Annotated in this window: 16 protein-coding genes; 5 read left to right on the plus strand and 11 right to left on the minus strand. The window is 69.0% G+C overall.

From position 1 onward, the window contains the following. Positions 1-78: 78 nt before the first annotated feature. Positions 79-348: a DUF4031 domain-containing protein gene (locus CQ045_RS13155; RefSeq protein WP_105724411.1), complete on the plus strand. Its 270-nt coding sequence runs from the start codon at positions 79-81 to the stop codon at positions 346-348. Here CQ045_RS13155 and CQ045_RS13160 read toward each other — a convergent pair. Beyond that, positions 310-2,871 carry an Rne/Rng family ribonuclease gene (locus tag CQ045_RS13160; protein ID WP_105724413.1) on the minus strand — a complete coding sequence of 854 codons (2,562 nt, stop codon included), beginning with the start codon at positions 2,869-2,871 and terminating at the stop codon, positions 310-312. The two genes, CQ045_RS13155 and CQ045_RS13160, sit on opposite strands and share 39 nt — an antisense overlap. Before the next feature lie 282 nt (positions 2,872-3,153). Between CQ045_RS13160 and CQ045_RS13165 the strand changes: the two genes are divergently transcribed. After that, positions 3,154-3,771: a vitamin K epoxide reductase family protein gene (locus CQ045_RS13165; RefSeq protein ID WP_105724415.1), complete on the plus strand. Its 618-nt coding sequence runs from the start codon at positions 3,154-3,156 to the stop codon at positions 3,769-3,771. Between the two features lie 73 nt (positions 3,772-3,844). On the opposite strand, the gene ndk is transcribed toward CQ045_RS13165, so the two are convergent. The 4 genes from ndk to ileS are packed head-to-tail and all read right to left on the minus strand — an operon-like array spanning position 3,845 to position 9,417. Beyond that, positions 3,845-4,261 (minus strand): nucleoside-diphosphate kinase, encoded by a 417-nt coding sequence (ndk, locus tag CQ045_RS13170; RefSeq protein WP_105724417.1) that lies wholly within the window; start codon positions 4,259-4,261, stop codon positions 3,845-3,847. Position 4,262: 1 nt separating this feature from the next. Next, positions 4,263-4,676: a DUF4233 domain-containing protein gene (locus CQ045_RS13175; protein ID WP_258131063.1), complete on the minus strand. Its 414-nt coding sequence runs from the start codon at positions 4,674-4,676 to the stop codon at positions 4,263-4,265. Further along, positions 4,673-6,025, minus strand: coding sequence for a folylpolyglutamate synthase/dihydrofolate synthase family protein (locus CQ045_RS13180; RefSeq protein ID WP_105724421.1), 1,353 nt, complete (start codon positions 6,023-6,025; stop codon positions 4,673-4,675). The genes CQ045_RS13175 and CQ045_RS13180 overlap by 4 nt, the downstream gene beginning before the upstream one ends. Continuing rightward, complete coding sequence (gene ileS / locus CQ045_RS13185; protein WP_105724423.1) at positions 6,022-9,417, minus strand: isoleucine--tRNA ligase; 3,396 nt, start codon at positions 9,415-9,417, stop codon at positions 6,022-6,024. Before ileS ends, CQ045_RS13180 begins: the two co-directional genes overlap by 4 nt. A gap of 318 nt (positions 9,418-9,735) precedes the next feature. Here ileS and CQ045_RS13190 point away from each other — a divergent pair, with 318 nt between their 5' ends. Next, positions 9,736-10,386, plus strand: coding sequence for a pentapeptide repeat-containing protein (locus tag CQ045_RS13190; protein ID WP_105724425.1), 651 nt, complete (start codon positions 9,736-9,738; stop codon positions 10,384-10,386). Here CQ045_RS13190 and CQ045_RS13195 read toward each other — a convergent pair. From CQ045_RS13195 to CQ045_RS13210, 4 genes are read right to left on the minus strand one after another with little or no spacing between them, the layout of a single operon-like run. After that, positions 10,376-11,884 (minus strand): ABC transporter ATP-binding protein, encoded by a 1,509-nt coding sequence (locus tag CQ045_RS13195; RefSeq protein ID WP_105724427.1) that lies wholly within the window; start codon positions 11,882-11,884, stop codon positions 10,376-10,378. The genes CQ045_RS13190 and CQ045_RS13195 overlap by 11 nt on opposite strands. Beyond that, complete coding sequence (locus CQ045_RS13200) at positions 11,881-12,693, minus strand: ABC transporter permease (protein WP_105724429.1); 813 nt, start codon at positions 12,691-12,693, stop codon at positions 11,881-11,883. The genes CQ045_RS13195 and CQ045_RS13200 overlap by 4 nt, the downstream gene beginning before the upstream one ends. Continuing rightward, the gene (locus CQ045_RS13205) at positions 12,690-13,637 is read right to left on the minus strand and encodes an ABC transporter permease (protein ID WP_105724431.1); all 948 of its coding nucleotides are present in this window, start codon (positions 13,635-13,637) and stop codon (positions 12,690-12,692) included. The genes CQ045_RS13200 and CQ045_RS13205 overlap by 4 nt, the downstream gene beginning before the upstream one ends. A gap of 25 nt (positions 13,638-13,662) precedes the next feature. Continuing rightward, on the minus strand, positions 13,663-15,270 hold the full coding sequence (locus tag CQ045_RS13210) for an ABC transporter substrate-binding protein (RefSeq protein ID WP_105724433.1): 1,608 nt from the start codon (positions 15,268-15,270) through the stop codon (positions 13,663-13,665). A gap of 169 nt (positions 15,271-15,439) precedes the next feature. Here CQ045_RS13210 and valS point away from each other — a divergent pair, with 169 nt between their 5' ends. Next, positions 15,440-18,055, plus strand: a complete 2,616-nt coding sequence (gene valS, locus CQ045_RS13215) for a valine--tRNA ligase (protein ID WP_105724435.1) — start codon at positions 15,440-15,442, stop codon at positions 18,053-18,055. After that, a complete protein-coding gene (locus CQ045_RS13220; RefSeq protein ID WP_105724437.1) occupies positions 18,055-18,270 on the plus strand; it encodes a hypothetical protein in 216 nt (71 codons plus the stop codon). Before valS ends, CQ045_RS13220 begins: the two co-directional genes overlap by 1 nt. A gap of 94 nt (positions 18,271-18,364) precedes the next feature. Here the strand turns inward: CQ045_RS13220 and CQ045_RS13225 are convergent, their stop codons facing one another. Further along, positions 18,365-18,583, minus strand: a complete 219-nt coding sequence (locus tag CQ045_RS13225) for a hypothetical protein (RefSeq protein ID WP_105724439.1) — start codon at positions 18,581-18,583, stop codon at positions 18,365-18,367. Beyond that, positions 18,580-19,203: a transcriptional regulator gene (locus CQ045_RS13230; protein ID WP_105724441.1), complete on the minus strand. Its 624-nt coding sequence runs from the start codon at positions 19,201-19,203 to the stop codon at positions 18,580-18,582. Before CQ045_RS13230 ends, CQ045_RS13225 begins: the two co-directional genes overlap by 4 nt. Between the last annotated feature and the right edge of the window lie 30 nt (positions 19,204-19,233).

Here is a 19,233-nt window from a genome sequence, read left to right on the forward strand (position 1 = left end):
CGCAAAGCGGTGCCGACTCCGGCACGCTCAGCGCCCGCGCGACGCCTCCGCCATCCGCTGCGGACTTAGGCTGACAGGGTGACCGTACTCGTCGACGAACCGCTCTGGCCCGCGCACGGACGCCTGTGGGCGCACCTGGTCAGCGACACCAGCCTCGACGAGCTGCACGCCTTCGCGACGGCGAACGACGTCCCTGCGCGCGCATTCGACCTCGACCACTACGACGTGCCGGAGGAGATCATCCCCCGGCTCGTCGCCGCCGGCGCTCAGCCCGTGCAGGGCAAGGAGCTGGTGCGCCGGCTGATCGCCTCAGGACTCCGGATCCGCGGCCGGGACCGGCTGCGCTGACGCCTCCGAGTTCACCGACACGGGGGTACCCGTGAGGGCGGCCGTGCTCACGCGACGACGTCCGCGTCCTTGCCCGGGTGCCTTCGGCTCGGGAAGGGCGTCCAGAACCGAGTCCAGAAGCGCCTCCGCCGGGGACTTCGGTCCCTTGCGATCCCCGCCGCGCTTCTTGCGGGCCTTCTTCGGACGCTCGGCCGCCGTCGGCGCCTCGGATGCCGCCTCGACGGTCTCCGGCTCTGCAGCGCCCTCCGCCGTCGGAACGATCGTGGAGGCCGCGATCTGAGCCAGAGCCGACTTCGCCCCCTCGGTGATGCTGTGGGTGACGTTCGGAGCGGCCGGGGCGTTCTGGCTCTGGCCGTTGCCGTTGCCGTTTCCTCCGCTGCCGCGCTGACGACGACCGCTCTGGCCGTTGCCGCTGTTGCTGCTGCCGCCGCCGTTGTTGCTGGAGCGGTGCTTCACGACGGGGTCGTGGTGAACGATGACGCCGCGACCGGCGCACACCTCGCATGCCTCGCTGAAGGTCTCCAACAGGCCGAGACCCAGCTTCTTGCGAGTCATCTGCACGAGGCCCAGCGAGGTGACCTCGGCGACCTGGTGCTTCGTCCGGTCGCGGCTCAGGCACTCGATCAGGCGGCGCAGCACGAGGTCGCGGTTGGACTCGAGCACCATGTCGATGAAGTCGACGACGATGATGCCGCCGATGTCGCGCAGACGCAGCTGACGGACGATCTCCTCCGCCGCCTCGAGGTTGTTCTTGGTGACGGTCTCCTCGAGGTTGCCGCCGGTTCCGACGAACTTGCCCGTGTTGACGTCGACCACCGTCATGGCCTCGGTGCGGTCGATCACGAGAGATCCCCCGGAGGGCAACCAGACCTTGCGGTCGAGGGCCTTCTCGATCTGCTCGGTGATGCGGAACGCGTCGAACGGGTCGGTCTCGTCTTCGTAGGCCTCGACCCGCTCCAGCAGGTCGGGCGCGACGCTCTCCAGGTAGGCGCGGATCGTCTGCTGCGCGTCCTCGCCCTGGATCAGCATCTTGGTGAAGTCCTCGTTGAAGACGTCACGGACGATCTTGACGAGCAGGTCCGGCTCGGCGTGCAGGAGGGCGGGAGCCTGCTGGTTCTCGACCTGCTTCTGAACGTGCTCCCACTGGGACGTGAGTCGCTGCACGTCGCGCGTGAGCTGGTCCTCGGTCGCCCCCTCGGCCGCGGTGCGCACGATCACGCCGGACGACTCCGGCAGGACCTCCTTGAGGATGCGCTTGAGGCGCGCGCGCTCGTTGTCCGGGAGCTTGCGGCTGATGCCGTTCATCGACCCGCCCGGAACGTAGACCAGGTAGCGGCCGGGCAGGGAGATCTGGCTGGTGAGGCGTGCGCCCTTGTGGCCGACGGGGTCCTTGGTGACCTGGACGAGCACGCGGTCGCCGGGCTTCAGAGCGAGTTCGATGCGACGCGGCTGGTTTCCGGTCTCGACGCCGTCCCAGTCGACCTCGCCGGAGTACAGCACGGCATTGCGGCCGCGGCCGATGTCGACGAAGGCGGCCTCCATGCTCGGCAGCACGTTCTGCACGCGTCCGAGGTACACGTTGCCGATGAGCGATGCGTCCTGGTTGCGGGCGACGTAGTGCTCGACGAGCACGCCGTCCTCGAGGACGCCGATCTGGGTGCGACCGTTCTTGGAGCGGACGACCATCTTGCGGTCGACCGACTCACGACGGGCCAGGAACTCGGCCTCGGTCACGACCGGGCGGCGGCGACCGGCGTCGCGTCCGTCACGGCGGCGCTGCTTCTTGGCCTCGAGACGAGTGGAGCCCTTGATCGCCTTCGGCTCGGTGATGTACTCGACGACGCGCTGGCGCTGACGCGGTTCCTCGCGCTGGTCATCGCCCTCCGAGGCACCGCGACGGCGGCGACCACGGCCACGAGAGCCCGACTCCTCCTGCGGCTGCTCGCGATCGGCGATGCGGTCGAAGACACGCTCGCGACCGGGACGCGCGGGCAGCGGGACGACCTCCGGCGCATAGAAGTGCAGCTGGGTGGAGACCTGGGAGACGAACACCTCGGGGAGCAGCCCGAGCGAGACGGCGGTCACGGGAGCCGGGGCCTCTGGGGCAGCCGCGACCTCGGGAGTCTTCTCAGCCGGGGCATCCTCGGCAGAGGGCACATCCTCGGCAGGAGCCTCTTCAGCGGTGGCAGCGTCGTCGGCCGCGGGAGCATCCTCAGCAGAAGTCTTCTCCGCGGGGACCTCGTCCGCGACGGGAGCGTCCTCCGCAGGAGCATCCTCAGCAGGCGCATCCGCGGCGGAAGCCTCCTCGACTGCCGGCGCCTCGTCCGCGACGGCCGCACCTTCGTCGGAAGGCGCGTCGTCGGGCGTTGCGGCAGAGTCGTGGTCGGAGGCGACCACAGCAACCTCGCTCGACGACCCCGTGGGGTCGTCTGCGTCGGGAGCGATGTGCTCCGTCAGCTCTCCCGCGGCGTCAGCCGGGAAGTCGAGGGTGGGGGCGTTGTTGTCATTGTTCTCATCGGCCATCTCTGGCTTACTCCCTGCACGGGACACTGGGTGCTCCGTGAAATCTCATGCGGTACCCGCGGGTTCCGCGAACTCACTCGGTTTGCGACCGGCTCATGGCTCTGATCGCATGGGGCATGGGGCCCCGAAGTCTTCTCGATGCGTGTCGCGGCAACGCCGTTCATCGCATCACAGGCCATTATCGCACCATGTGGGTCCGTTCGCGGCATCCCCTCGCGCGCAGCGCGTTTTCCCCGGCCCGTTCTCGCCACATCCATAGCCGTCGCTGGGATAATCCCCAGTATGAGCGAGCAGCGCACCCGCCCCGTCTTCTACGCCGTCTGGCTGATCATCGCGAGTGTGGTGGGCTGGTTCGCTGCCTTCCAGCTCACGATGGACAAGTTCATCCAGGTCGCCAACCCCGACGCCGCACTCAGCTGCAACGTGAGCGTGATGATCCAGTGCGGCAAGAATCTCGGCTCCTGGCAGGGCGAACTGCTCGGCTTCCCGAACCCGATCATCGGGCTCGCGGGATGGATGGCGCCCCTCTTCGTCGGTGTGGCGCTGCTGGCCGGAGCACGGTTCCCACGGTGGTTCTGGGCGACGTTCGGCGCCGGCGTCACCCTGGCCTTCGTGTTCGTCTGCTGGCTGATCGGCCAGAGCATCTACGCGAGCAACCTCGGCGTGCTCTGCCCGTGGTGCATGCTCACGTGGTCCGTCACGATCCCGACCTTCTTCGCCACGATGCTGCATCTCACCCGCAACGGCACGTTCACCAGCAATGAGAAGGCCAGGGAGCGCGCGAACAGTCTGATGCCCTGGGTTCCGCTCGCGACGATCCTCGCGTATGCGTTCATCATCATGCTCGTGCAGCTGCGGGGCCTCGACCTCCTCGGTGAGGTCATCGGCATGATCTTCTGATCTCCGTCGAAGACGGAAGAGGCCCGTCCGTCGATCCTCGGATCGGCGGACGGGCCTCTTCGTCTCGGGGTCCTCAGTCGAACCAGATGCCGAGCTCGCGTGCGGCGGACTCGGGGCTGTCCGAGCCGTGCACCAGGTTCTGCTGCACCTTCAGCCCCCAGTCGCGACCGAAGTCGCCGCGGATCGTGCCGGGCGCGGCCGTCGTCGGGTCGGTGGTGCCGGCGAGCGAGCGGAAGCCCTCGATCACGCGGTTGCCCGCAAGGCGGATGGCGACCGACGGGCCGGAGAGCATGAACTCGAGCAGCGGCTCGTAGAACGGCTTTCCCTCGTGCTCGGCGTAATGAGCGGCGAGCAGGTCACGGTCGGGCTCGACCAGGCGGATGTCGACGAGGGCGTACCCCTTCGCCTCGATGCGGGCGAGGATCGTGCCGGTGAGGCCGCGAGCGACACCATCGGGCTTGACGAGGACGAGGGTTTCTTCGGTGGCCATGTCATTCACTCTCTGTCTGAGTCTCGGTCGGGGGCTCGACGGGGCGTCGTGCGTCCAATCGGGCCCCTCCGATGGTCGCATACGCCCACATGCCGCCGAAAATCAGGACGACGAGCAGGATGGACGGCACGAAGAACGCCGACAGGGCCACGATGGCCTGGATGACCCACCCCGCCGTGATCGCCCACGGCTTGGTGATCATCCCGGCGATGGCGATGCACGCGAGCGCCAGGACCGCACCGGCGACGATGCCCCACCACTGCTCGATACCGGCGGGGAGCTGGCGCAACCCGAAGATCGTGAGTCCGACGAGGAACACCACGATCGCCTCGAAGCCGAGGACGACCGGTGCGAGCTTCTGCACGAGAGTACGCGGAGGGCGGGGGCGGCGGGCCGGTGTCGCGTCGGCACTCATGCGCGCCACCCCGCCTTCCAGTCCTCTTCCTCTGCCAGGGCGATCGCCTCGCCGGCCAGGACGACGGAGCCCGCGATGATCACCGCACGGCGATCGGAGGATGCCGCCCACTCACGCGCGGCATCGGCCGCATCGGCGAGCGAGTGGTGCACGGTCGCACGCTGCCCGGTCTGCTCGACCAGGTCGGCGATCGCGTCCGCCTCGCTCGCACGATCGGAGTCCGGGGCGGTGGCGAACACGTGCGCGGCCGCGGGGGCGAGCTCGGCGACGATGCCGGCGGCGTCCTTGTCGGCGAGTATGCCGAGCACCAGACCCCACTCGTCGAAGTCGAAGCTGTCATCGAGAGCCTGGGCGAGTGCCTTGGCGCCGTGCGGGTTGTGTGCGGCGTCGACGATCACGGTCGGCGCGATCCCGAGCAGCTGCAGCCGCCCGGGCGAGGTGCTCTCCTGCAGACCGCCGGTGACGATGTCGGCGGCGATGCGCTGCGTGGCACCGCCGATGAGCGACTCCACCGCGGCGACGGCGAGAGCGGCGTTGTGGCCCTGGTGAGCGCCGTACAGCGGGAGGTACTCCTCCGTGTACTCACCCGCGAGGCCGCGGATCGTGAGCAGCTGCCCGCCGACGGCGAGCTTCTGCTCGGTGAGACCGAACTCCTCGCCTTCGAAGGCGATCGTCGCGTTGCGCTCCGCCGCCACGCGGCGCAGCACCTCGGCCGCCTCGGCGGGCTGCTGGGCCGAGACCACGGCGGCGCCCTCCTTGATGATGCCGGCCTTGACCTGGGCGATCTCGGCGATCGTGGCGCCCAGTCGGTCCGCGTGGTCGATGTCGATCGGCGCGAACACCGCGACGTCGCCGTCGGCCGTGTTCGTCGAGTCCCATTCCCCGCCCATCCCGACCTCGAGCACCAGCACGTCGATCGGCGCATCGGCCACGGCGACGAACGCCAGCACGGTCAAGAGCTCGAAGAACGTCAGCGGGGCGTCGCCCGCGGCTGCGAACTCGGCGTCGACGATGTCGACGAAGGGCTCGATCTCATCCCAGGCGTCCGCCACGGCCTCGTCGGAGATCGGCTCTCCGTCGATCATGATGCGCTCGGTGAAGCGCTCCAGGTGCGGACTCGTGAACAGGCCGGTCCGCAGGTCGTGCGCGCGCAGCAGGCTCTCGATCATGCGGGCTGTCGAGGTCTTGCCGTTCGTGCCGGTGATGTGCACGACACGGTACGTGCGCTGAGGGTCGTCGAGGAACGCGAGGATGCGTGCGGTGCGCTCCTTGCGCGGCTGCACCCAGCGCTCTCCCGCCCGGCTCAGCAGGGCCTCGTAGACGGCATCCGCGCGGTCTTTGGCGCTCATGCTCCGGCTCCCATCCTCGTGACGGCGATCGTGAAGTCCCCGGCGTTCGCATAAGTGCCGGCGGGGATGTCAGCGGAGAACTCGGGGGTCACTCCCCCGGCGGCAGCCAGAACCGGTCCGTGCCCGAAGATCGAGTCGCCCTGCGCATCGACCACGAAGTACTCCTCGGCAAGGGTCTCCCCCGCGATGCCCGCCAGCTCGAAGGCGGAGACGACCGCCTGGGTGTCGACGTCGTCCTGGAACCGGAGCACCAGCTGGATGCGGTCGCTGACGTCGAAGTCGGCGTTCTTGCGGGTCTCCTGCACCGCGCGGATCACGTCGCGCGCGAGCCCCTCGGCCTCCAGCTCCGGGGTCGTCCGCGTGTCGAGCAACACGAAGCCACCGCTCGGGAGGATGGCGAGCGCCTCCCCCTCCGGGCGTCCCGTCGTCTCGAGCACGAGCTCGTACTCGGCCGGCTCCAGGGCGATGCCGCCCGCGGTCACGACCCCGCCGACCTCGCTCCAGTCGCCCGATCGCGCGGCCTGGATGGCCTTCTGCACGTCTTTGCCGAGACGCGGACCCGCCGCACGCGCGTTGACGCTCAGCCGGTGGGCGATGCCGTACTCCGCTGCCGTGTCGTCGGCGAGCAGGACGAGTTCGACGGCCTTCACGTTCAGTTCTTCACGGAGGATGTCCTCGAACTGGCCGAGCGACGCCGCCAGAGGCGAGACCACGGTGAAGCGCGCGAGCGGGAGACGGACACGCAGCTTCTCCTTCTTGCGCAGCGCGTTGCCCACACTCGACAGCTCGCGAACGGCGTCCATCGCATCGCGGATCTCATCCGCCGCCGGGAACTGTGTGTCGTCGGGCCAGTCGGTCAGGTGCACGCTCCGACCACCGGTCAGGCCCTGCCACACGCGCTCGCTGACGAGCGGCACGAGCGGTGCCGCGACGCGCGTGAGCGTCTCCAGCACCGTGTACAGCGTGTCGAAGGCCTCGCGGCTCTTCGGGTCCTCGGTCACCCCGGTCCAGAAGCGGTCACGCGAGCGACGGATGTACCAGTTCGTCAGCACCTCGGCGAAGTCGCGCAGCCGCGCGGATGCCGTCGTGGAGTCGAGACCCTCCAGGTCGGCCCGCACGTCGCGGACGAGGTCGCCGAGACGCGCCAGGATGTAGCGGTCGAGGACGTCGGTCGAATCGGTGCGCCATGAGGCCTCGTACCCGTCGGCGCCGGACGCGTTCGCGTAGGTCGCGAAGAAGTACCAGGAGTTCCACAGCGGCAGCAGGAACTCGCGGACGCCGGAGCGGATGCCCTCCTCCGTGACGGCGAGGTTGCCGCCGCGGAGCACCGAGCTCGACATCAGGAACCAGCGCATCGCGTCGGAGCCGTCGCGGTCGAGCACCTCGGAGACGTCGGGATAGTTGCGCAGCGACTTCGACATCTTGTAGCCGTCGCTTCCCAGCACGATGCCGTGGCAGCTGACGCCCGTGAACGCCGGGCGGTCGAAGAGCGCGGTCGAGAGCACGTGCATCACGTAGAACCAGCCGCGGGTCTGGCCGATGTACTCGACGATGAAGTCCGCCGGCGAGTGCGAGTCGAACCACTCCTCGTTCTCGAACGGATAGTGCACCTGCGCGTACGGCATGGAACCGGAGTCGAACCACACGTCGAAGACGTCCTCGATGCGGCGCATCGTGCTCTTGCCGGTGGGGTCGTCGGGGTTCGGCCTCGTCAGGTCGTCGATGTACGGCCGGTGCAGGTCGATCTCGCCCTCGGGGTTGCGCGGCAGAGTGCCGAAGTCGCGCTCCAGCTCCTCCAGCGAGCCGTAGGCGTCGATGCGCGGATACTCCGGGTCGTCGCTCTTCCAGATCGGGATGGGCGAGCCCCAGTAGCGGTTGCGGCTGATCGACCAGTCACGCGCGCCCTCGAGCCACTTGCCGAACTGGCCGTGCTTGACGTTCTCAGGAACCCACGTGATCTGCTCGTTGTTCGCGAGCATGTCGTCCTTGATGTCCGTGACGCGGATGAACCAGCTCGACACGGCCTTGTAGATCAGGGGGTTCCGGCAGCGCCAGCAGTGCGGGTACGAGTGCTCGTAGCTCTGCAGACGGATCAGCCGCCCGTTCTCGCGGATCAGGCGCACGAGCGGGGTGTTCGCGTCCATCCACAGCTGGCCGGCGACATCGGTGACGTTGGGGAGGAACTTCCCGCCGTCGTCGAGCGAGAGGATCGTGGGGATGCCTGCGGCGCCCGCGACCCGCTGGTCGTCCTCACCGTAGGCCGGGGCCTGATGGACGATGCCGGTGCCGTCGCTGACCGTGACGTAGTCGTCGACGAGGATGCGCCAGGCGTTCTCGGTGCCGTAGATCTCGGTGTCGGCGTAGTAGTCGAAGAGTCGGTCGTAGGTGACGTCCTGCAGCTCGGCGCCGCGGATCGTCGCATCCACTGCGTCGAGCGCGTCCTCGGTGCTCTCGTAGCCGAGGTCCTTGGCGTAACCGCCGAGCAGTTCGCGGGCGAGCAGGTAGCGGTGCGCGGAGGCCTCGATCGCGGCATCCGTCGTCCCCGCCGTCTGATGCACATCGGCCGCGCCGTTCGGGCCGGCCGGGAGCACGACGTATTCGATCGCGGGTCCCACGGCGAGCGCGAGGTTGGTCGGGAGGGTCCAGGGCGTGGTCGTCCAGGCGAGCGCACGGACGCCGGTGAGCCCCAGCGCCTCGGCCTTCGCCCCGGTCAGCGGGAAGGTGACCGTGACCGATGGGTCCTGACGCATCTGGTAGACGTCGTCATCCATGCGCAGCTCGTGCGCACTGAGCGGGGTCTCATCGCGCCAGCAGTACGGGAGCACGCGGTACCCCTCGTACGCGAGCCCCTTGTCGTACAGCGTCTTGAAGGCCCAGAGCACGCTCTCCATGTAGCCGAGGTCCAGCGTCTTGTACCCGCGGTCGAAGTCCACCCAGCGAGCCTGGCGGGTGACGTAGTCCTGCCACTCGCGCGTGTAGGCCAGCACCGAGCTCTTCGCCTTCGCGTTGAAGACGTCGATGCCCATGTCCTCGATCTCGCTCTTCTCCGTGATCCCGAGCTGCTTCATCGCCTCGAGCTCGGCGGGGAGACCGTGGGTGTCCCACCCGAACACGCGGTCGACCTTGTGGCCGGTCATCGTCTGGAAGCGGGGGAACACGTCCTTGGCGTAGCCGGTGAGGAGGTGGCCGTAGTGCGGGAGGCCGTTCGCGAACGGGGGGCCGTCGTAGAACACCCACTCCGGCGATCCTTCACGCTGTTCGATCGAGGCGCGGAAGGTGTCGTCCTGCTCCCAGAACGCCAGCACCTCTTCCTCGATCTGCGGGAAGCGCGGGCTCGGTGCGACAGCGGCGGCATCGGCGGCGGGGCCGAAGGAGGAACGGGGGTAGGTCATCGTGTCTCGCAGTGATCGTCGTGGCGGATGCTCCTGCGAGGACGATCCTCGCGGACCGCGGTACCACCTCGCGTGCCACGCCTCACGACGCGACCACTCTCACTGCGGCTGTGACGGGCCTGCCCCGCTCGGTTCTACTGGGCCCGTCTCCAGGCTGTTCTTCCGAGAGCTCCCCGGTGATGCCGGATCGATGCTCGTGACTCCATTGTACGCGGCATCCGCCCCAGGCGAGGCCCGCGGATTCCTGCAGCCGCCGACGCCTCCGCGCACACTGTGCCTGGGCCGGGGGCTGTCCGTCCCAGGCCCTAGCCTCGAAGCATGGTCCGCACACCCGAGTCCCCCGCCCCGCCGCGCATCACCCCGCCCGATCTGCCGCCCGTGCTCGAGCCGTCGACTCCGGCACGCAGCATCGATCTCATCGCGGCCAGCCTGGAGGTCACCGGCACCGTCGACCTCGCCTACGCGACGCTCGAGCAGTGCACCGTGAGGGCCGACGCCGAAGCGGTCGACCTCACCGGAGCGACGGTGCTCGACGTCGAGATGTCCGGTGCGCGCATCGCCTCCCTCCGCCTGCGCGACGCGGGGGTGCGGCGGCTGCGGATCACCGGCGGCCGCATCGGCACGCTCGACCTCAGTGGAGCCCGCGTCTCCGAGCTCGACCTGCGCGACGTGCGGATCGACTATCTCAACCTCGGCGCCGCGAAGGCGACCGACGTCGAGATCTCCGGATGCGCCATCCGCACGATCGACATGCCTCAGGCCGAGCTCACCCGCGTGCGATTCACCGCCACCTCGAGCGACGAGGTCGACCCGCGCGGCATGAGGGCGAAGGACCTCGATCTGCGCGGCCTCGACGCGATGGCCTACATCGACGCCAACAGTCTTCGCGGAGCCACACTCACCTCCTTCCAGGTGCAGCAGCTGGCCCCGGCCTTCGCCGCCGGCCTCGGCATCCGGGTCAAGGACTGACGGGGCCGCTCGCATCCAGCAGCTCCTGCGTGAAGGGATGCTGCGGTGCCGCGAACACATCGGCCGTCGCCCCCTGCTCCACGATCCGGCCCTCCTGCATCACGAGCACCTCGTCGGCGACCGCTCCGACCACATCGAGATCGTGCGAGACCAGGATCATCGTCAGCTGCCGCTCCTGCTGCAGACGGGCCAGGAGGAGGAGCACCCGTTCGCGCACCGAGGGGTCCAGCGCCGATACCGGCTCGTCGAGCACCAGGACCTCGGGGTCGGCGGCGAGGGCCCTGGCGATCGCGGCCCGCTGACGCTGACCGCCGGAAAGGGCACTCGGTCTTCTGTCGGCGAGTTCGGGGGCGAGCCCGACCTCGGCGAGGAGGGCGGTGGCGCGTTGCGCACGCTGGGCGCGCGGCACTCCGCCGGCTTCCAGACCCTCCCGGAGCGAGCGGCCGATCGTCCAGCGCGGGTCGAAGGCACCGAGCGGATTCTGGTGCACGAGCTGCACGCGACGCGCACCGTTCCAGCGCAGCGAACCGCTGTCCGGCGCATCGACCCCGACGATCATGCGTGCGAGCGTCGTCTTCCCCGATCCCGACTCCCCCACGATGCCCAGCGTCCGTCCCCCAGACACCGTGAACGAGGCGTCGACGACCGCGGGCACCCCGTCGAAGCTCCTCGCGAGGTCCGCGGCGACCATCACCGGAGCGGACTCCGCAGGTGCGCTGATGCGCGGGTGATGGATCGTCGCGGCGATGAGCTGTCGCGTGTAGTCATGCTGCGGGTTCTCGAGCACCTCCGCCACCGTGCCGGACTCGACCACCGCTCCGTCCTTCATGACGAGCACCCGATCGGCGAGCCGACGGACCGCGGCGAAGTCATGGCTGATGAAGACCACAGCCGTCCCCTCGTCCGTGATCTCCCGCAGCAGCGCGAGGATCCGCGCCTGCACCGTGGCGTCGAGGGCGGTCGTCGGCTCGTCGGCCACCAGCACCGCAGGCGCCGCGGCGAGCGCGGAGGCGATCAGGGCGCGCTGCCGAAGCCCGCCGGAGAGTTCGTGCGGATGCTGTCGTGCGCGGCGCTCCGCGTCCGGCATCCACACCCGTTCCAGCAGGTCCCGCACACGCGCCCCGAGGACCGCTCCTCCCCGGACGATCCGATGGATCCGCAGCGGCTCCGCCACCTCCGACCCGATGCGGCGCAGCGGGTCGAGTGAGACCAGGGCGTCCTGGGAGACGAGCCCGATGCGCCGACCGCGCAGCCGTCGCCACGAGTGCTCCGTGAGCGCTGACGCGTCGGTGCCTTCGATCATCAGCCGCGTGACGGTGACATCCGCATCCGCAGGGGTCAGTCCGAGCAATGCACGTGCTGTGAGCGACTTGCCCGCGCCGGACTCCCCGACGATCGCGACGCACTCGCCGCGCTCGACCGCGAACGACACATCATCCACGACGGTCTCCCCGCCGAAGGCGATCCGCAGTCCCCGCAACTCCAGCGCCGCACTCATCCTGTCCGCCCTTCGGCACGCGCCCTCAGGATCCGTCCGACGACGGTCGCGCAGACGACCGTGAGGGTGATCGCGATGCCGGGGAACAGCGAGATCCACCAGGCCTGCCCGAGCACGTTGCGACCTCCGGCGAGCATCAGCCCCCACTCCGGCGTCGGCTCGGACGGCCCGAGCCCCAGGAAGCTGAGTCCCGCCGCGGCGAGGATGCTCGATCCGATGCCTATCGTCGCCAGCACGCTCAGCGCGCCGAGCACACCGGGCACGACGTGGCGAGTGAACGCCCGCACGCGAGGAACGCCGAGGATGCGCGCGGCCTCGACGTGCTCGGCGACCCGCAGCGTCTGCGTCTGCACCCGTGCGAGCCGGATGTACACCGGCACAGCGGCCAAGGTCACCGCGATCGCGATGTTCACCGGCCCCGGCCCCAGAACTGCGACGACGACGAGCGCGACGAGGAACTCGGGGAACGCCATCAGCACGTCGTTCACGCGCATCACCGTGGTGTCGACACCCCGGGGTGACACTCCGGCGAGCGCGCCGACGACGAGACCGACAGCGAGCGCGACCGCGGTGGCGAGGAGACCGATGCCGAGAGAGCGTCCCGCACCGTACACGACGCGCGAGTACACGTCGCGACCGCTCTGATCGGTGCCGAACAGATGCTCCGCAGACGGTGCGAGCAGCGCCGACCGCACGTCCGTCTGCAACGGATCGTGCGTCGCGAGCACGGCGGGCCAGAGCGCCGCGAACACGATCACGGCGAGTGCCGCGATCGCCACCCACAGCAGCATCCGCTGCGCGCGCCTCATCGGATGCCACCGGGTCTCGCGGCGGCCACCCGCGGGTCGATGAGGGGGTGCACGAGTTCGACCACGAGGTTGACCACCACGAACACCAGCGCGCTCAGGAGGATGATGCCCGTGATCACCGGGAGATCTCGGTCGCTGATCGCGGCGAGCGTGACCCGGCCGAGACCGGGACGGGCGAACACGGTCTCCACCAGCACCGCACCACCGAGCACGGATCCCGTGAGGTATGCGGCGAGGGTGACCGCCGACGCCGCGCCGTGACGCAGCCCGTGCCGCAGGGTGAACCACGAGGGGCTCGCTCCGCGGGCACGGACCGTCTCGGCGAACGGCATCCGCTCCGCCTGCACCAGCCCGTCGCGCAGCACCTGACTGAGCAGAGCAGCGACCGGGAGCGCCAGGGTGATCGCGGGCAGGACGAGGGTCGCCGGGTTGCGTGCTCCCGAGACCGGGAACCAGCCGAGTCCGAAGGCGAAGACGCTGAGCAGGACGAGCCCGATCCAGAACACCGGCGAAGACAGCACGACGAGCTCGATGCCGGCGGCGATCGCCCGCCCGGTCCGTCCGCGCACGAACAGCGACACCGCGAGTGCGAGGACGACCGCGAGCACGAGAGCGAGCAGCGACAGCTGCAGGGTCGCGCCGAGCTGGCGTCCGATCACCTCTGCCACCGGCATCCGCAGCTGGTAGGACTCCCCCAGATCGCCTCGGGCGAGCTGCCCGATGAAAGCCAGGTACTGCTCGAACGGCGGCCGGTCGAGTCCGAGATCGGCCCGGATCCCGGCTTTCACGGCCTCGCTCACCTGCGCCTGGGGACCCAGCATCACCGACACCGGATCACCGGGGATCACTCGAAACGCGAGGAATGCGACGGTGGCGGCTCCCCAGAGCACGACGACGACGGATGCGGCGAGGCCGGCGATGCGGACGAGAGCAGCCTTCACCACTCGTGCCCTCCGCTCAGCCGACGGTTCAGCCGACCGTCACATCGTAGAACAGCGGTCGGCCGTAGAGGTCGTACGAGAGCCCCGCGACCCGCTCGCCGACGGCGGTGATCGCCGACGGACTGTACAGCGGCACGATGGCCGTGTACTCGGCGTTCCACTGCTGCAGCTCGGTGTACAGCTCGTTGCGCTTCTCCTGGTCGCTGCTCGCGACGGCCTGCTCCAGCAGCGCGTCGATCTCGGGGTCGCTCACCTGCGAGGCGTTCTGGAACCCGTCGGTGTGCAGGTGGTTGCGCAGGAAGTCGGCGTCGACGCCGGAGAAGCCCCAGTCGGTCAGGTCGAACGTCTTGGGCTCATACTGCTCGTTGTACGCCCCCGGCTCGAGCACCTCGCGCTCGACCTCGAAGCCGATCGCCTTCAGGTCGGACTGGATCGCATTGGCCAGCGCGGCACGGTCGTCCGGCACGGGCGTCCAGGCGATCCAGCGCACCGAGAGACGCTCGCCGTCCTTCATCCGGATGCCGTCGGCGTCGCGCTCGGTCCAGCCGGCCTCATCGAGCAGAGCGTTCGCGGCAACCTGATCGAAGGGCCAGCTGCCCTCGAGCGAGGCGTCGTACCCCGGGGTCGTCGAGCCGAGGATGCTCCATGCACGCGGGAACTGTCCGAAGTAGATCTCCTCCACCGCCGCGTCGATGTCGATGCCGCGGGCGAACGCCTGGCGCACCTTCTCGTCCGCGAACAGCCCGTACTTCTCGTTCAGGTAAAGCGAATACGGCAGGCCGGGGTACTCGATCGAGTCGACCGCGACGCCGTCGCCGAGGTCCTTCGCGAGGTTCGGCGGGATGTTGCTCGCGAGATCGGCCTCGCCGCTCGTCACGACGCCGGTACGGACCGAAGCCTCCGGCTGGATCTCCACGCGCAGCGTCTCGAACTCCGGTGCCTTCGTGTCGTGCGGGCCCCAGGCGTAGTCGTCGTTGCGGGTGTACACGATCTCCTGATCGGGCGTGTACTCGGTCAGCTCGAACGGACCGGTGCCGACGGTGATGTCCGGCCCGCCCGCCTTGAGCTTGTCTGCCGACTTCTCCAGGACGGCCGGCGAGTAGAACCCGAGCTGCGGCGTGCTGGCAGCCTGCAGGAACGGGGCGTACGGCTGCGTGAAGGTCACCTTGACGGTGTGGTCGTCGACGATCTCGGTGCCCTCGTAGAAGTCGGCGCCGAGCATGCTCGCCGCCTGCGCGGAAGCCGTCTCGGGGTCGACGATGCGGTCGAAGTTCGCCTTGACCGCTGCGGCGTCGAACTTCTCGCCGTCGGTGAAGGTCACGTCGTCACGGAGCTCGAAGGTGTACTCGGTGCTGTCGTCGGACACCTCCCACTTCTTCGCGAGCCAGGGGGTGAACGTCCCATCCGCCTCCTGGAAGACCAGCGAGTCGAGCACGGCGCGCTGCACCATGCCGGAGACGTCGAGCTGACTCACCTGCGGGTCCATGTGCCCTGCGGAGAGGTTCGCTCCTTCGATCGACCAGACGAGCTCTCCGTCCCCCTCCGAACCGGGGACGGCGCAGGCGCTGAGCACGAGGGCGGTGGCTGCGGTGAGCGCGGCGAAGGGCAGCAGGCGACGCACGGGTCTTGCGGGCATGACGATTCCTCTGGACGAACGGGTCGGGATGGATCCATCCTACGACCGATTGTTGGACCGGGTCGATCTGTGACGACCTCGCCTGTCCGCGACGCTCGGTAGACTTGTCGCACAACCCACACTCAGGCACGCTCACACAGTGCCGCATACATCGCTCGAGGAGACCTCCATGCCTGCTTCCGAACCGGCGCACACCCAGATTCCCGACAAGCCCGCACTCGAAGGTCTCGAAGCGAAGTGGGACGCCGCCTGGGCGGAGCAGGGTACGTACCTGTTCGATCGCCTGCGCGCAGCACAGTCCGGCCGCGAGGGCGTGTACTCGATCGACACCCCACCGCCGACGGCATCCGGCAGCCTGCACATCGGGCACGTGTTCTCGTACACCCACACCGATGTGAAGGCGCGCTACGAGCGCATGCGCGGCAAGACCGTCTTCTACCCCATGGGCTGGGACGACAACGGCCTTCCCACCGAACGCCGGGTGCAGAACTACTACGGCGTGCGGTGCGACCCCTCGCTCCCCTACGACGCCGACTTCACTCCCCCGTTCGAGGGCGGCGACAACAAGTCCAGCCGCGCCGCCGACCAGCAACCCATCAGCCGCCGCAACTTCATCGAACTCTGCGAGCGCCTCACGATCGAGGACGAGAAGCAGTTCGAGGCGCTGTTCCGCCAGCTCGGACTGAGCGTGGACTGGACGCAGACGTACCGCACGATCTCGGATGACACGATCCGCCAGAGCCAGCTCGCATTCCTGCGCAACATCGAGCGGGGCGAGGCCTATCAGGCTCTCGCACCGACCCTGTGGGACATCGACTTCCGCTCGGCCATCGCGCAGGCCGAGCTCGAGGACCGCGACCAGCAGGCCGCGTACCACACCATCGAGTTCCCTTTCGCCGACGGATCGGGCACCCTCGCGATCGACACCACCCGTCCGGAGCTGCTTCCCGCCTGCATCGCACTCGTGACGCACCCCGAGGGTCCGCACAAGCACCTCATCGGGACGAAGGTGAAGACGCCGTTCTTCGGCGCGGAGATCGAGATCCACGGACACCACCTCGCCCAGCCCGACAAGGGCACGGGTGCGGCGATGGTCTGCACCTTCGGCGACGTCACCGACATCGTGTGGTGGCGGGAGCTTCGGACCACGGAGAACGAGCCGCTGCCGAACATGACCACGATCGGCCTCGACGGGCGTTTCCTGCCCGAGGCTCCGGCATCCGTCGAGAACCCGGATGCGATCTCCTGGTACACCGAGGAGCTTGCGGGCAAGACCGTGTTCAGCGCCCGCAAGGCGATCGTCGAGAAGCTCCAGGCGACCGGCGACATGACCGCGGTGGGCAAGCCGTTCAACCACGCGGTGAAGTTCTTCGAGAAGGGCGACCGTCCGCTCGAGATCGTCTCGACCCGCCAGTGGTACATCCGCAACGGCGCGCGGGACGGCGAACTGCGCGACACGCTCGTCGCACACGGCCAGGAGCTCGCGTGGCACCCCGAGTTCATGCGCGTGCGGTACGAGAACTGGGTCGGCGGCCTGACGGGCGACTGGCTCGTGTCGCGCCAGCGCTTCTTCGGGGTGCCTATCCCGCTCTGGTACGGCCTCGACGAGAACGGCGAGCGCGACTACGACCGCGTGCTCACCCCCGACGCGGCGACGCTCCCGATCGACCCGACCACCGATGTCCCCGCCGGATACACCGAGGACCAGCGCGGCGTGGCCGGCGGGTTCGATGCCGAGGCCGACATCCTCGACACCTGGGCGACCTCTTCTCTCACACCGCAGCTCGCCGGCGGCTGGCAGCGCGACGAGGAGCTGTGGCAGCTCACCGCACCGTTCGACCTGCGTCCCCAGGGCCAGGACATCATCCGCACCTGGCTCTTCTCGACGATGCTGCGGTCCACGCTCGAAGATGGCAGGGCCCCCTGGCGCAACGCCGCGATCTCCGGCTTCATCGTCGACCCCGACCGCAAGAAGATGTCGAAGTCGAAGGGCAACGTGGTCACCCCGGCAGACGTTCTCGAGGCCCACGGGTCGGACGCGGTGCGCTATTGGGCCGCATCCAGCCGACTCGGTATGGATGCCGCTTTCGACCCGCAGAACCCGACACAGGTGAAGATCGGCCGACGTCTGGCGATCAAGGTGCTCAACGCAGCGAAGTTCGTGCTGTCGTTCCCGGTGCCTGAGGGCGCACAGGTCACGCACGCCCTCGACGCATCGATGCTGACCGCGCTCGACGGCGTGGTCGTCGAGGCGACCAGGGCATTCGACCGCTACGACGCCGCCCGCGCCCTCGAGCTCACCGAGGCGTTCTTCTGGACGTTCTGCGACGACTACCTCGAGCTGGTGAAGGAGCGCGCCTACAACCAGGCCGACGTGGGACAGGCATCCGCTGCCCTCTCGCTGCGCCTGGCCCTGTCGACCCTGCTCCGCCTGTTGGCCCCCGTGCTGTCGTTCGCTGCGGAGGAGTCCTGGTCGTGGTTCGAAGAGGGCTCCGTGCACACGGCCGCGTGGCCGACACCGCTCGGCATCGACGGCGACCCCGCCGTCCTCGCCGCGGCGAGCGAGGCGCTGATCGGCATCCGGCGAGCGAAGACCGAGGCGAAGGCGTCGCAGAAGACTCCGGTCTCACGTGCCGCGATCGCCGCTCCCGCCGCGAAGCTCGAGGCGCTGCGTGCCGCCGCCGATGACCTCCGCGCCGTCGGCCGCATCGCCGAACTCGAGTTCAGCGAGGCGGAGGAGTTCGCGGTCACCGCGATCGAGCTCGCTCCGGTCGAGGCTCCGTGATGCAGCTGGGCACCCGCTGGGCCGCGGGATCGGAGCCGCCGGCTTCGGTCCCCGCCTCGTTGCGGCCGGCCATCGCCGACGTGGAGGCGCAGGGCCTGATCGGTCACTGGACCCTCACCTGGCTCGAGGGACGTGCGATCGCTGAGTTCGACGCCGGCTGGGAGGTCTTCCAGACCGCATCCGGTGAGATCGTCGCCCGCCCCTTCGAGGACTGACGCGATACTCCGACAGACGATCGAGACCCCTGGTAGCCGCGTGGCCGCCAGGGGTCTCGTCGTCACCGGAGTATCTCGGCGCGATCGGGTGCGGTCAGCGCCGCGGCGCTCCCATCTGCGCCAGCAGGTGATCCACCGCACCGGGATCGTGTCGTCGCGCCTGCTGCTCACGAAGGATGTCGAGGGCAAGCATGCGCCTCTGCGCGCGCCGGGCGATTCGGTGTTCGACGTACGCGGTGAGACGGCCGGCCAATCGGAGCAGACCGCGCTCCGCCTGAGTCGGTGCCGCGAGGTGAAGCGTCGCGCTGGTCATGATTCCTCCACGGTCTCGACGGTCGGTGCGGACCCCGCCGGCGAGGGTGTCGGCAGGTCGAAGAGCTCGGCACGCAGTGAGACCCGTCGCACGTCGGGGCCGGTCTGCCCGCGGAAACGCTCGATGGCGCTCTCGATGACCGTCTCCAACTCTTCGCGGAGCGACATCGCCTGCGGCGCCGTCATGTCGAGGTGAGTCGTCAGGGTGACACCGATCTCGCGCCACTCCTCGGGCACCTCCGACTGCGGACGGTTCAGGTATGCCATCAACGTCTCGTGCCGCAGCCGGAAGAACTCGGAGGTCACGATCTGTGCCGCCGCGCGATTCGCCGGCGAGGTCATCTCATCGGGACCGGGCACGTCGATGCGGCCCTTCGGCCGTTCCCACCATCTCTCTCGTGCGGTGCCGCGTCCTTCGACCTCGCGGATGAGATCGTGCGCGGCGAGAGCGCGCAGGTGGTAGCTGGTCGAACCCGAGGTCTCTCCCACGAGCGCCGCGAGCGAGCTGGCCGTCTGCGGTCCCCGCGCAGCCAGCAGGTCGAAGATCTTCACGCGGAGAGGGTGAGCCAGGGCCTTCAGTGCCCCGGCGTCGAGGGTGCGGACCTGTGTCTCGTTCGTCATGCATGCAAAGATACCGTTGCAAAGAAATCT

This window comes from Microbacterium sp. MYb66 (assembly GCF_002979435.1).
In the GTDB taxonomy this organism is placed as follows: domain Bacteria; phylum Actinomycetota; class Actinomycetes; order Actinomycetales; family Microbacteriaceae; genus Microbacterium.